The organism is Prevotella sp. MGM2, from assembly GCF_002933955.1.
Classification (GTDB): Bacteria; Bacteroidota; Bacteroidia; order Bacteroidales; family Bacteroidaceae; genus Alloprevotella.
The window spans coordinates 1-13,924 of the sequence record NZ_BEWW01000217.1; the positions used below are offsets into that span (position 1 = coordinate 1).

Below are 13,924 nucleotides of genomic sequence, written 5' to 3' on the forward strand. Positions count from 1 at the left end.
ACAAATTTAACACTTTTCTCAAAATTCATGCACCGTGTTTTCGGCTTGACCCGAATTTCCAGGAAAACAATGCGGAAAACGGCTGGAATATAGCCAGAAAATACAGCGAAAGCGGGCAGTTTGCCAATGACTGCCCGCTTTCGCTGTTACAAAGATAATACATTTTCCAGCGGAAAGCAAGAAATGTTAAAATGCAGACAGGCTATCATGCCGGCGGCCCATAACGGAAAATCCCCTTTAGAGAAAACACCGGCAACAGCCCGGGCATGACGGGACACACACTATGCTTTTTGCACCACTTCACGGCAACACGCCATAGATATTTACATTTGCCAAGCGTTAAGTAAAAATAATTATTTACCTTTGCAAACACATATTTTCAAAATACTTGCCACCGTAAAAAACACTACAAAAACTTTTATATGGATTGGTTACAAAAAATCATTTGCGACCCGGGGTCGATTGCGCACCTCGTTGTCATTTACGCCCTCGTCATCAGCCTGGGCGTTAAACTGGGAAAAATCAAATTCGGCGGCGTAGCGCTTGGAGTTACGTTTGTCCTGTTTGCCGGCATCGTTGTGGGGCACATCTACAGCCACTACATCGTAGACCCTGCCACCAACACTTTCATCACCCACTCCGGACAAAAAGAACTGATAGACTTTGTCAAAGAACTGGGACTTATTCTCTTTGTCTACTGCATCGGCCTGCAAGTAGGTCCGGGCTTCTTTGCCACCTTTAAGAAAGGCGGCGTAAGTATGAATCTGATAGCTGTGGGCATCGTAGCTCTCAACGTGACAGTCATGCTGTGCCTCTATTTTCTTATCTTCGACCAGAACAATTACAACATCGCCATGATGGTGGGCACAATGTATGGTGCCGTAACCAACACCCCCGGTTTGGGTGCCGCCAACTCTGTTGTGAAGGATTTCGCCGGCGACTGGGGAGCAGCCGGTGTACCCGACATTGCCTCAAGCTACGCCTGCGCCTATCCGCTCGGCGTGGTCGGCATCATTCTGGCCACCATCCTCCTACGTTATATCTGCAAGATTTCCCTTGACCACGAGCAGGAAAAAATACGTCAGGCCCAGGAGCGCGACCCTCATGCCACTCCCAAGCACCTCGTCATCAAGGTGACCAATCAGGCTGTGGTAGGACGCACACTCCACGAACTGCACTCGTTCCTGAACCGCCAGTTTGTCATTTCACGTTGCATCAAGAACGAAGAGATTATTGTTCCCAACGGCGAAACAAAACTTGAAATCGGCATGGAAGTCCACCTTGTGTGCGCCGAAGACGAAGCGGAGCCTATCACCGCACTTTTGGGCGAGCGCGTAGCCAAAGACTGGACAGCCGACCTCGACAAGACCAAATACGTATCACGCCGCCTGGTCATCACCAAAGACGAAATCAACGGAAAAACTTTCGGACAGCTTCACTTCAGCACCATCTACGGCGTAAACGTGACACGCGTAACACGCAACGGCATGGAACTTTTCGCCGACCGCAACCTGCCCCTTCAAGTGGGCGACCGCCTGCTGGTGACCGGCCGCGAGGAAAACGTAGAACAAGTGAAAAACGCCATCGGTGGCAGCGTGAAACGCCTCGACCATCCTAACGTGGGTGCCATCTTCTTCGGCATCCTGCTTGGTGTACTTGTCGGACAAATAGATTTCGGTGCAGGAATGAAACTCGGTTTGGCCGGCGGCCCGCTCGTTGTGGCCATCCTCATCGGCGCCTTTGGATATCGCTTCAAAATCAACACCTACACCTCCACCTCCGCCAACCTCATGCTGCGTGAAGTAGGTCTGTTGCTTTTCCTCTCCAGCGTAGGCATACAAGCCGGAGCCAAATTCTGGGACACCATCCTGACAGGTGGCATCCACTACGTATGGACAGGATTCCTCATCACCATAATTCCCATCCTTATCATGGGATTCATCGCCCAGAAGTTCTTGAAGCTAAACTACTTCACCCTCATGGGCCTCATTGCCGGCTCCAACACCGACCCACCGGCACTGGCCTTCGCCAACCAGACGGCAGGCAACGACGCTCCCGCTGTAGGATACTCAACAGTATATCCGCTCTCCATGTTCCTGCGTATCATTGTAGCACAACTCGTCCTGATGATCTTCCTTTCATAGGAAGGAACACAACAAAATACAATGAGGAATTGGGCACAATCATTCCCAATTCCTCATTTATCTGTTTTAATAGGCCAACAGCCGAAAACGAACCAGCCCTTACAAGCAACAATAAAACCGTCTCATCATGGCCGAACAAAATCTGAAAGAAAAAACAGCCAACGGCTTACTGTGGGGAGCCGTCAGCAACGGTGTCCAACAAATACTCAACCTCGTGTTCGGCATACTGCTGGCACGTCTGCTATTACCCGAAGACTACGGAATGGTGGGCATGCTCACCATTTTCTCACTCATCGCCGCCTCACTCCAAGAGAGTGGTTTCATTTCCGCCCTCAACCGTAAAGAAGAAACCACTCAGGCTGACTATAACGCCGTATTCTGGTTCAACATCCTGTGCAGTTCGGGCATTTACATCCTACTCTTCTTATGCGCCCCACTCATTGCCGAATGGTTCCACGAACCAAAACTGACCGCCTTGGCCCGCTTTTCATTCCTTTCCTTTGTCATATCCAGTCTTGGAACCACGCCGCGTGCCTACCTGTTCCGACATCTGAAAGTGAAACAGACAGCCTGGATGTCACTAGCCGCCTTGTTCATTTCGGGCACAACAGGCGTTTTACTGGCATGGCAAGGATTTGCCTACTGGGGCATTGCAGTACAAAATCTCACATTCTGTGCCATGGTGACGCTCTTCAGTTGGTATTTCTCAGGCTGGCGCCCCTCACGGCACATAGACCTGCGCCCGTTACGCGGCATGATAGGCTTCAGTTCGAAGCTGTTAATCACCAACATATTCAACCACATCAACAACAATATATTCGCCGTGTTTTTCGGACGCCTTTACGGCGACCGGATGGTAGGTTACTACAATCAGGCCAACAAGTGGACGTATATGGGCCACTCGCTGTTGAGCAACACCCTTTGGGGGGTAACACAGCCTGTATTCGCCCGTTTGGAAAACGACCGTGAGCGGGAATGGCGCGCCTTCAGAAAAATGCTGCGCTTCACAGCATTTACCTCTTTCCCCATATTGCTGGGGATAGCACTCATCGCTCCTGAATTCATCACCATCCTCATCACCGAAAAATGGCTCCCCAGCGCCCGACTGATGCAGATATTATGCGTAGGCGGCGCTTTTATCCCTGTAGCTTCACTCTATTCGAATTTCCTCATAAGCCAAGGGCGCAGCAACGTATTCATGTGGAACACCATCGGACTATGCCTGCTGCAACTGCTGGCCTTGCTGATACTCTATCCTTTCGGCGTCAAAGTAATGGTTACGGTTTATGTTGCCCTAGGAATTCTATGGCTACCGGTATGGCACTATTTTGTCCAGCGCCTGATCGGACTGACACTTTGGCAGGCTCTTACCGACATCATGCCTTTTCTTCTCAGTGCGATAATTGCAGTAACCCTGGCTTATGGCGCGACATTGTTTTTCTCAAACTGTTATGCTGTCATCTCCGTTAAGATAACCGTGGCGGTAGCTGTCTACGTCAGTATCATGGCTATCTCACGTGTAACGGTATTCTATGAGAGCCTGAAATTCCTTATCAGACGCAGGACCTGACGGCTTGTTCATGACCGGTCCGCACCGTCTGATCCGCAAATCACCAACACAAAAAAACAGGCACTGCCCGCAAACGGACCAGTGCCTGTTTTTTTGTATTCATCAATGGACTATTCGTCGCGCTGACTGCCCATAAACATCAGAACATAATATATCAGTGTAGCCAGCGAACTGAGAGCGGCGACAACATAAGTATAAGCTGCAGAACGCAAAGCACTTACTGCCATCGAATGATCACGGTTCGAAGTGATACCGGCACTCTGCAGCCATGCTGTAGCACGTCGGCTGGCATCAATCTCAACCGGCAGCGTTACAAAACTAAACAGCGTAGTCATAGCGAAAAGCACGATACCACCCAACATCAGTTCCGGAAAAGTCTGCAAAGTCAAGATACCTGCCAATAACACCCATGACACCCATTGCGAAGCAAACGACACCACCGGCACGAGAGCCGAACGCATCTTCAAAGGCGCATAGGCCACGGCATGTTGCACGGCATGTCCGCACTCGTGGGCCGCTACGGCCGCAGCAGCCACAGAGTTACTGTTATAAACACTCTCACTCAAGTTTACCGTATTATTGGCCGGATTGTAATGATCTGTAAGGTGTCCGCTGGTTGAAATCACTGTCACATTATAAATACCATTATCGCGCAGCATCTTCTCAGCCACTTCCCGACCGGTCATGCCTGACACCAAAGGTACGGACGAGTATTTTTTAAACTTGCTCTGTAAATTGGCCTGTACGGCATAACTGATAAGAGCGATAGCGATGAATAAAATCCAATACATTTTTTCTTATTTTCCTGATTAATAAATTTAAAACCGGTACAATATCCATATCATACATCGGACAGGGCCGCATCGGAGAAGATTGCCGACTCTTTTGAAAGCCGGCTCCACCAATAGCATTCCGAAGCAAAGATACGAAAGTTATTCCGAACTCAAAAGGGATATATGCAACTACCATGCCAACAATTATCATTCCTTTACAGTCCATGTCGGGATTTTAACGCGAACACTTGGAATCAAAATTGCAATACGGGGATTTTTCTCGAAAAACATGACGGAAAACGGCTGAAATATGGCCGTGAAACACTGAAAAAACGAGCAGTTATTGACAAACTGTCCGCTTTCGCTGTTACAAAGATACGACTTTTTCCGGCGAAAAGCAAATAGTATTAAAATGCCAGTTCTCACCGTGTGGCATCCACATAAGCGCTCTCTCCCGCACCGATCTCCGCCTCCACGCTGCCCCCCCACTTCATGGCTTCACATATATTATAAGTCGCAACAGCTCCACATACTCTATTAATTATTACCTTTGCTGGCAGAGTATCAAAAACAAACTACGGCCTATGACAAAAAATATTACCTTTGACCGCTTTGTGCGCGGCTGCCTCATCATCGGCAGCATTGCCGTGAGCGTGCTGCTTTTCAAATACCTCAGTCCGGTTATAGTGCCCTTTCTCATCTCCGGCATCATAGCCTATCTGCTCAACCCCGTGGTGAATTTCCTGCAAAACACCTGCCATCTGCGCTGGCGGGGACTCTGCGTAATTATCACCCTGCTGCTGGCCGGTGGAATAGTGACCGGACTATTGTGGCTGTGCATTCCACCGATGATTGAAGAGAGTGCACACCTGAAAGACGTTGTACGGAGCTACCTGGAACGCGGAGGACTGCCGGATAACGCCACCGTCCCAGAAGCCGTCCGCCACTTCTTCAACCTACATGTGCAAAAGTCGGACCTAAAGGAATACCTCCAGTCTGATGACGGCATGGACTTGCTCAAAAATGTCCTGCCCCGTTTATGGCAACTACTCTACTCCACCGTAGGCATGGCCATCAGTTTCGTGGCTTCACTCATCAGCCTGCTTTACCTATTCTTCCTCCTGCTCGACTACGAACGCTACGCCAAAGGCTGGATAAAATTCATCCCGCCACGCCGCCGTGCCTTTGCCCGCCAGCTGGTGGATGACACCACCTACTACATGTGTGGCTACTTCCGCGGCCAGCTGGGCATAGCGTTGAGCAACTGCGTCATGTTCACCACCGGATTCCTCATCATAGGCTTCCCCATGCCTGTGGCCTTGGGATGCCTCATCGGCATCATCAGTTTCGTCCCTTATCTCCAAGTAGCCGGAATCTTGCCCGCAGCAATTCTGGCACTGCTGAGAGCCGCCGAAACGGGTGCTAACTTCTGGATTATGCTGGGAGGCGTGCTGCTGGTCTACCTCGTAGTGCAAATCATTCAGGATGTCATCGTCACTCCTCGCATCATGGGTAAGATAATGGGGCTTTCGCCCGCCATCATCCTGCTTGCGCTCTCCGTCGGAGCATACGTTATGGGCATAGGCGGACTTATTCTCGCACTCCCTGTAACAACATTGGCCTTGACTTACTATAAGCGTTACGCCATCAAAGAATCGGAAATACCCGATGTGCCATAACACATGCTAACCGACATTTCATTATGATATGAACGTTCCTACCATAATTCTCCGGCTTTTTTCCAATGGCAGGATCAAGGAGGATGAGGCCGAAACTTATGTACCGCCAAACAAAATACCCCTCAGGATAGTTTCCCGTACCCATCTCTGAGAAACCCGACAAAAGAAGTAAAATGCGAAAAATACCAGTTGACAAATTCATCCCAACTGGTATTTTCATTAACTTTGTCGCAATAATCTTTCACCTTATGTACCATAAATTAAAATCATTTCACGCGCTTTCCGCAAAAATTGTGTTACTCTCCGCCCTCCTGTTCGCATCGCAGGCAATGGTCATGCGCAGTCAGATAGTGTTTCCCTCTCCCCACCAAATAGTCTTGAAAGAAGGTAAATTGAAAATAGGGAAGAAAACAGTCATATATGTCAATGATACTTCTGCGTTTTATACTCAATTTTTCTGCTCGGAAGTGCTCCGCAACGTTTCAGTGAAATGGACAAAGAAAGAATCCAAAGCCGATATCTGCTGGAAAACAGATACCTCTCTGCCTCCCGAAAGTTATCGGATAAGAATCAGTCCGAAGCAGATGATTATAACCGCATGCGATAAAAGAGGATTCACACATGCCGTACAGACATTGCGGCAATGGGTCGCCGACTCTGACGGAAACAGCACTTTCACTTGTGCGGAAATCTACGATGCCCCCCGCATGCAATGGCGCAGTTTCCTGCTGGATTCCGGACGCCAATACCATAAAACAGCCACCATCAAGAAATATATAGACATGGCCTCAATGCTGAAGATGAACTATTTTCATTGGCATCTGACAGAAGGTCTGGGATGGCGAATCGAAATCAAACAATATCCACGCCTCACTCAAATAGGAAGCGCGGTGGGGAAAGGTGACGAACAGCAAGGATATTACACACAAGAAGAGATACGGGAGATCGTAGAATACGCCAACAAACGCAATATAACCATCGTTCCGGAAATCGACATGCCGGGACATGCCGAAGCGGCGCTCTCATCCTATCCGGAACTTGGCTGCTTTGGCCTGCCTGTTCAAGTGCCGCAACACGGATTCACACAAAACATATTCTGCGCAGGAAAAGACGACGTCCTGCAATTTCTCAAAAACGTTCTGGACGAGGTATGCGAACTCTTTCCATCCCCTTACATACATCTGGGGGGAGACGAAGCTCCCAAAGGGAACTGGAACAAATGCCCTGATTGCCAGAAAAGAATCAGCACGATGAATCTTAAAGACAGCCATGATTTGCAATTATGGTTTTCGGCACAAATGGCGGAACACTTGAAGTCAAAAGGACGGAAGAGCATCTTCTGGGGAGACGTGGTTTATCACGACGGATATCCACTACCGGACAACATCGTCATCCAATGGTGGAACTACCGCGCCCACAAAGATCTGGCACTCCGGAATGCCATCAAACATCATTACCCGGTCATCTGCAGTTCCAATTACTACACCTACCTGAACTTCCCCCTCACTCCATGGCGCAACTATGAGAAAGCCCGTACTTTTGACCTAAATGACGTCTATATGAATAACCCTTCAGATAAAGTATTCAACGAAAACAACCCTCTGATATTAGGCATGACCTGCGCTTTATGGACAGATGACGGCGTTACGGAACGGATGATAGACCGCCGGCTGTTTCCCCGCATTCTCGCACTATCAGAACAAATGTGGCATCAAGGAGACAGAACAGAATTTCCCATATTCCATCAAAATATCCTCCAACGTAAAGAATGGTTCGAACAGAGAGGATTCGAATTCGGCCCGTTCCTAAAAAAAGAGATTCAGGGAAATTATAAATGGGACTAAACCTATAAATACCACCAGATTATCCCACTCAAGAAACCTGGCTGTCAGAACGGCAGCATACAATCCACGCTGTTTTACAGTTTTACCGGAGATCAGCCGATCCTCTATATTAAAGACTACATGAAAGAAACGGGAACAAAAATACAGCACAACACCATTTTGAATAATCAGTTCCATAATTTATACAGTACATAAAGAGAAAAGAAAAAAATCCGTAAAAAATATTTGCGGACTATAAGGAAAATCGTATCTTTGCAGCCGATTTAGAACCATTACACGTTTTTTTGCTTCCAAAACAAAACGTACCAAAGATAACAATCAAAAAAGCTATAGCACAATGAAACAAGGTATTCACCCTGAGAACTATCGTCCCGTAGTGTTCAAAGACATGAGCAACGGTGACATGTTCCTTTCTCGCTCTACTTGCAAAACTAATGATACAGTAGAATTTGAGGGCGAGACTTACCCCGTAGTAAAACTTGAAATCTCCAACACCTCTCACCCGTTCTACACAGGTAAATCCAAACTTGTTGACACGGCTGGTCGTGTGGATAAGTTCATGAGCCGCTATGGACAATCCCGCAAGAAATAATTTTCATAATAATTTCAACTAGGGTTATTAAAACAATTGGACGTGTCCATAACGGATACGTCCAATTTGCTTTTATCATTCCCTTGACAAAGAAAAACATCTTCAGACCTTTTTCCACTACCATGGACACCGTTTTAGAACTCCGTTGTCCGCCGCTCCCTTTCGTACGAATAGGCCTTATTGGTCTGGGACGTCGCGGCATGAAAACCCTCGAACGCTACGCTTTCATAAAAGACGCAGCCATACGCTGTCTGGCCGACATAGACCCGACACGTCTTGATGCCGCAAACGAAAGTCTGGAACGCTCCGGACGGCCGCGTGCTGATCTTCACCAAGGACCGGAGGCATGGCGCGAAGTATGCCACCGCGCCGACATAGACCTTATATATATATGTACAGACTGGGCCACACATTGTGACATGGCAGTAGAAGCCATGCGCCACGGCAAACATGTGGCAGTGGAAGTACCTGCCGCTACAACCATTGACGAGTGCCATCAACTTGTAGAGACCGCCGAAGCCACACGCCGCCACTGCTTCATGACAGAGAATTGCTGCTATGACCACTTTGCCCTCTCGACACTGGAAATGGCTCATAAAGGACTTTTAGGAGAAATCACCCACTGTGAAGGAGCCTACATACACAACCTGCGTGATACTTTCGGACTGACAGGAAATACGGACAATACCGCCGGCAACTGGATGGAGAAAAGTTGCGCCCGTCACAAAGGAAATCCCTACCCCACCCATGGCATCGGCCCCATCGGATGGCTGCTTGGCCTACACCGCGGTGACCGCATGGATTATCTCGTTTCACTCACTTCCCGCGGCTGCGGGCCCGACCATCTTTTAGGCCGGGTTAACTCCACACTGATACGCACCGTCAAAGGCGCAAGCATATTGCTTCAACTTGACGTAACGACCATGCGCCCCTACAGCCGCCTGCAAACAGTTTGCGGCACAAAAGGATACGTACAGAAATATCCTGTTCCTACCATAAAGAACCTCACAGGCAATACCATTCTTACAGGAGAAGAGGCTTTGGCCGAAGCACGTCTCCACACACAAATGCACGCCGCACGACTGTGGCAAGAAGGTCACCGAAAAAACGTACCTAACGAAATGAACTACACGATGGATGCACGGCTCATACACTGCCTGCGCCACGGCTTACCACTCGACATCGACGTTTACGATGCTGCCGAATGGTCTTGCATAGCTGAATTAAGCGAACGTTCAGCCCGCGAAGGCAGCCGCCCCATCAGCATACCCGATTTCACCCACGGACACTGGCACGATCTGACAGCCTACACCATGTATTCAGCCTGATACCGTTTGTTTTTGCCCAATGGCAAGGCATCAGAACAAAAATTCAGTTTTTTAATATTTTCCTCTCATACAACAAGAGTGCAAAAAGTTAAAAAAACATCCATGAAAGTATTTCTTTCTCACTTTTATGGATGTTTTTTTTATTTTATTTATCTTTGCGACACTATTTTAAAACACATTTATAGCATGATTAAATTTTTATTTCTATTCAGCGGCCTGCTCTTGTCCGCCTTATGCGCGACAACGGCTCAGGCCGATGGTACCGGATTTCCCGATAAGGACAAGGTTTACGTCATCAACCGGTTCGGCAATCAGTCCGGCTATATTTTCCAGTCCGGCTCCCAGTTGCTTCATAGTTCATACAACACTTCAAACCGCCAATTCTGGCGATTTATTCCTACAGAAAAAGAGAACTGTTTCTACATACAAAATGTCACAACCGGCTGGTATATACAAAGCTGCAACCTGCCTCCGGTGGGCGGCGGAGGCCAGCCCGTTCCGATGGGAGAAGCCCCAGTGGAATATCAAGTATGCAAAGACAACACTGCCGGAGCGTCCACAAACGGCTACTACTATATGAGCAGCACCGATCAAGGAACCATCGACAATTCCAAGGACGGAACGCTGGGTCTCAACTTCGGTGCCAACGGTGTGGTGGCCTTCCACATCAAAACCGGACGCGGCAATTCCTATTGGGAGATAACAGAGACCACCGACCAATGGACAGCTCCCAATTATACGCACAGCCCTTACGCCCGTGCCAACGGCATTTATTTCCTTCCATGCGGAACGGTAGACAGAGCCTATCTTAAGAATTTGGCGATCAGAGGAAAAGACGTGACAGACGAGCTTAATTACTCGGCCACAGCACGTCCTTCAAAAGCCTATACCCTCCATACCAGCGACAAGGCTACAGTGCAGCGCGGCGGTACTTTCGAACTTTCATATACCGCCGAAGGCATTTCGGCAGATACCCATGTGGGCATGTGGTTCGACTGGGACGGCGATGGAGTATTTGATATTTGCCACTCCAAAGACGGTGAATCTCAGGGAACCATAGCCATAAACGTTCCCGACACAGCCCGTCTGGGCAAGTCGCGCCTGCGCATACGCCTCACCGACAATGCCATGACAGAGGCAGAGGAAGATGTTATCGGAACGGTTTACGACTTCATAGTCAATGTGTCAGCAATGAAAACCGACCGCATAGTTACCGTATCCCCCAACGATACGTTGCGAGGCAGTGTCGTTCTGGAAAATGCCGAAGGGACACCTCTGGCCGACGGAAGTACGGTTTGCGCCGCCGGTGACCGTTTCACCGTAAAAGCCATTAAAAAAGGCAATGCCGTATTTCGTGGCTGGAAAAAGGAGAATACCATCATCTCCACAGCCTCCGAATATTCCTTCGACGTCACACAAGACATGGAGCTGACAGCCGTTTTTTCGCCCAACACCCAGGTAACGACAGGCATAGACAACGTTAACGGCAACCAACCGGCGACGGTTAAAACCAGCCTCACCCTGTCACCTTCCGGCATACTCTCGGCACACAGTTCCTCACCCGTAAGGCGCATTTTGGTTTATACCCCCTCTGGTCGCCGTGTAGCGCAGGCCAAAGCGGCCGAAGTGCCGGTGAAACACCTGCCCAAAGGCACTTATGTCGTAAAGGTAACGACAGACGCCGGCGAAAGCGGTCAAAAAATAAAACTATAATCTCCTACACTTTTTTAGCGAACAGAAAAATTCATTTTAAATATGAACAACAATAAGCAACTTCTGACCTTGGGTGCAGCCCTGCTTCCGATAGGCGCTATGGCGCAGCAGGCTGAAAAGCCCAACATCATTTTCATTCTTTGTGACGACATGGGTTACGGCGACCTGGGATGCTACGGACAGCAATACATCAGTACCCCCCATCTGGACAACATGGCAGCCGAAGGCATGCGTTTCACGCAAGCCTATGCCGGCAGTCCGGTAAGCGCCCCGTCCCGCGCAACACTTATGACAGGACAACATTCCGGCCACACCCACGTGCGCGGCAACAAGGAATACTGGAACAAATCGCCCATGATCGATTACGGAGTGAACAAGGATTATTCCGTTGTAGGCCAGGAACCTTACGCTCCTGAGCACGTCATTCTTCCCGAGATCATGAAAGACAACGGCTATACCACAGGCATGTTCGGAAAATGGGCCGGCGGCTATGAAGGTTCCGCCTCCACCCCCGACAAGCGCGGCATTGACGAATATTACGGTTTCATCTGCCAGTTTCAGGCCCATTTGTACTATCCCAACTTCCTCAACCGTTACAGCAAGCGCCGCAATGACACCGAGGTCATCCGCGTCACAATGGAAGAGAACATCAAGCACCCCATGTACGGCGCCGGTTACGAAAAGCGGTCACAATATTCGGCAGACATGATTCATCAGGAAGCCCTCGAATGGCTCGATCACCAGACGGCCGACCAGCCTTTCTACGGTTTCTTCACCTATACACTCCCGCACGCCGAACTGGTGCAGCCCAACGACTCCATCCTGCAAGCTTACAAAGGACATTTCTGCGATGACAAATCGTGGGGAGGTAACAGCGGAAGCCGCTATAATCCCACAGACCACGTGCACGCCCAGTTCGCCGGCATGATTACGCGCCTGGACGCCTATGTAGGTGAGATTCTGGCCAAGCTCAAGGAAAAGGGATTCGATGACAACACCATCGTCATCTTCTCCAGCGACAACGGCCCGCACGAAGAAGGAGGAGCCGATCCCACGTTCTTCAACCGCGACGGCCTTCTGCGCGGCACCAAGCGTTCGTGCACCGAAGGTGGCATCCGTGTACCGTTCATCGTTCGCTGGCCCGGACACATCAAGGCCGGCAGCGTCAACGACCACCAACTGGCCTTCTACGACATCATGCCCACGTTCTGCGACATTATCGGCGTAGACAACTACGAAGACCGTTACTCCAACAAGTCTTTGACGAAGGACTATTTCGACGGTCTGTCATTTGCCCCGACACTCTTCGGCAAGAATAAAAAACAGAAAAAGCACGACTATCTCTACTGGGAATTCCACGAAACCAACCAGATTGGCGTGCGCAAGGGCAACTGGAAGTTACTGGTCAAAAACGGCAACTGCGAACTTTACGATCTGGCCACCGACATACACGAAGACACCAACGTGGCAGCCAAATATCCCCGCATCGTGAACGAACTGAAAAACATTGTGCGCAAAGAGCACATTGACAGTCCGCTGTTCAGCGTCACCCTACCCCGATAAGGCACCATTGCCTCATCATCCCCAACATAGCCCGGAAACTACATCCTATGTAAGTTTCCGGGCTACATCTTTCAGTCCGCCTCTGCCTCGGCCGGCCGCTCTGTCCGGCAGGTCATACTTTCGGCACACAGTTAAAAATATGGCATATCTCTATTTTAACACTATTTGCTTTCCGCCGGAAAATTGTGTATATTTGTAACAGCAGAGCGGGATTTCTCATAGGAAAGTCCCACTCTTTCAGTGTTTTCCGGTTCATTTTGAACAGATTTTCGCCCTATTTATTCATCCAATTCCCCGTATTGCAATTCAAAATCCAAGTATTCGTGTTAAAATTCGAATAAGGACTTTTCCCTGCAACCTACATTTTAACACGCTGAAACGTAACAGAAAGTTAAATCTGTTAAAAGCCGCATGCACATTCCGACCCTTATCCGAGGTTTTCTTTTACTTTGGCACGAAATGTGCATCCGCGCCGTCCGCATAAACTCCTCCACTCAGCCCTGCCCGTCATAGGCTGCCGAAAACATGATATCCTTAATCTGAAAACTCTCCTGCCGGAAAGTCCCGATTTCACTTTACATAACGTTCCTGCCACCACCTTCAAATCCGGACCACATTACACATGTAAAATATATTTAGAAAATATTTTATATTCTTATTGTCTATTGCCGCTATTTTATTACATTTGCAAATAACGTCCAATCTTTTCTCCTATGAG

9 protein-coding genes are annotated in these 13,924 nt (G+C 48.9%); 8 read left to right on the forward strand and 1 reads right to left on the reverse strand.

The genetic code is table 11. The annotated features are described in order from the left end of the window. Positions 1-422: 422 nt before the first annotated feature. A complete protein-coding gene (locus tag C5S62_RS05180; RefSeq protein ID WP_104404349.1) occupies positions 423-2,144 on the forward strand; it encodes a putative transporter in 1,722 nt (573 codons plus the stop codon). A gap of 127 nt (positions 2,145-2,271) precedes the next feature. After that, positions 2,272-3,714, forward strand: coding sequence for a lipopolysaccharide biosynthesis protein (locus tag C5S62_RS05185; protein WP_104404350.1), 1,443 nt, complete (start codon positions 2,272-2,274; stop codon positions 3,712-3,714). Positions 3,715-3,824: 110 nt separating this feature from the next. On the opposite strand, the gene C5S62_RS05190 is transcribed toward C5S62_RS05185, so the two are convergent. Next, on the reverse strand, positions 3,825-4,505 hold the full coding sequence (locus C5S62_RS05190; protein WP_104404351.1) for a zinc metallopeptidase: 681 nt from the start codon (positions 4,503-4,505) through the stop codon (positions 3,825-3,827). Between the two features lie 566 nt (positions 4,506-5,071). Between C5S62_RS05190 and C5S62_RS05200 the strand changes: the two genes are divergently transcribed. The 6 genes from C5S62_RS05200 (at position 5,072) to C5S62_RS05225 (ending at position 13,206) form a co-directional block, all read left to right on the forward strand. Further along, positions 5,072-6,166, forward strand: coding sequence for an AI-2E family transporter (locus C5S62_RS05200; protein WP_104404353.1), 1,095 nt, complete (start codon positions 5,072-5,074; stop codon positions 6,164-6,166). 248 nt (positions 6,167-6,414) lie between these two features. After that, positions 6,415-8,010, forward strand: coding sequence for a beta-N-acetylhexosaminidase (locus tag C5S62_RS05205; RefSeq protein ID WP_172486074.1), 1,596 nt, complete (start codon positions 6,415-6,417; stop codon positions 8,008-8,010). Positions 8,011-8,347: 337 nt separating this feature from the next. Next, entirely contained in the window at positions 8,348-8,602 is a 255-nt protein-coding gene (locus tag C5S62_RS05210; protein WP_104404354.1) for a type B 50S ribosomal protein L31, read from the forward strand. A 122-nt stretch (positions 8,603-8,724) separates the two neighbouring features. Beyond that, positions 8,725-9,930 (forward strand): Gfo/Idh/MocA family protein, encoded by a 1,206-nt coding sequence (locus C5S62_RS05215; RefSeq protein ID WP_104404355.1) that lies wholly within the window; start codon positions 8,725-8,727, stop codon positions 9,928-9,930. Positions 9,931-10,116: 186 nt separating this feature from the next. Continuing rightward, positions 10,117-11,643 carry a T9SS type A sorting domain-containing protein gene (locus tag C5S62_RS05220; RefSeq protein ID WP_133159511.1) on the forward strand — a complete coding sequence of 509 codons (1,527 nt, stop codon included), beginning with the start codon at positions 10,117-10,119 and terminating at the stop codon, positions 11,641-11,643. Between the two features lie 99 nt (positions 11,644-11,742). After that, positions 11,743-13,206: an arylsulfatase gene (locus C5S62_RS05225; RefSeq protein WP_223301145.1), complete on the forward strand. Its 1,464-nt coding sequence runs from the start codon at positions 11,743-11,745 to the stop codon at positions 13,204-13,206. Positions 13,207-13,924 lie beyond the last annotated feature (718 nt).

What these genes read in the sequence shown, in the direction of transcription:
- C5S62_RS05180 (WP_104404349.1), top strand. Translation starts at nt 423, where the DNA reads ATGGATTGGTTACAAAAAATCATTTGCGACCCGGGGTCGATTGCGCAC.
- C5S62_RS05185 (WP_104404350.1), top strand. Translation starts at nt 2,272, where the DNA reads ATGGCCGAACAAAATCTGAAAGAAAAAACAGCCAACGGCTTACTGTGG.
- C5S62_RS05190 (WP_104404351.1), bottom strand. Translation starts at nt 4,505, where the DNA reads ATGTATTGGATTTTATTCATCGCTATCGCTCTTATCAGTTATGCCGTA.
- C5S62_RS05200 (WP_104404353.1), top strand. Translation starts at nt 5,072, where the DNA reads ATGACAAAAAATATTACCTTTGACCGCTTTGTGCGCGGCTGCCTCATC.
- C5S62_RS05205 (WP_172486074.1), top strand. Translation starts at nt 6,415, where the DNA reads ATGTACCATAAATTAAAATCATTTCACGCGCTTTCCGCAAAAATTGTG.
- C5S62_RS05210 (WP_104404354.1), top strand. Translation starts at nt 8,348, where the DNA reads ATGAAACAAGGTATTCACCCTGAGAACTATCGTCCCGTAGTGTTCAAA.
- C5S62_RS05215 (WP_104404355.1), top strand. Translation starts at nt 8,725, where the DNA reads ATGGACACCGTTTTAGAACTCCGTTGTCCGCCGCTCCCTTTCGTACGA.
- C5S62_RS05220 (WP_133159511.1), top strand. Translation starts at nt 10,117, where the DNA reads ATGATTAAATTTTTATTTCTATTCAGCGGCCTGCTCTTGTCCGCCTTA.
- C5S62_RS05225 (WP_223301145.1), top strand. Translation starts at nt 11,743, where the DNA reads ATGGCGCAGCAGGCTGAAAAGCCCAACATCATTTTCATTCTTTGTGAC.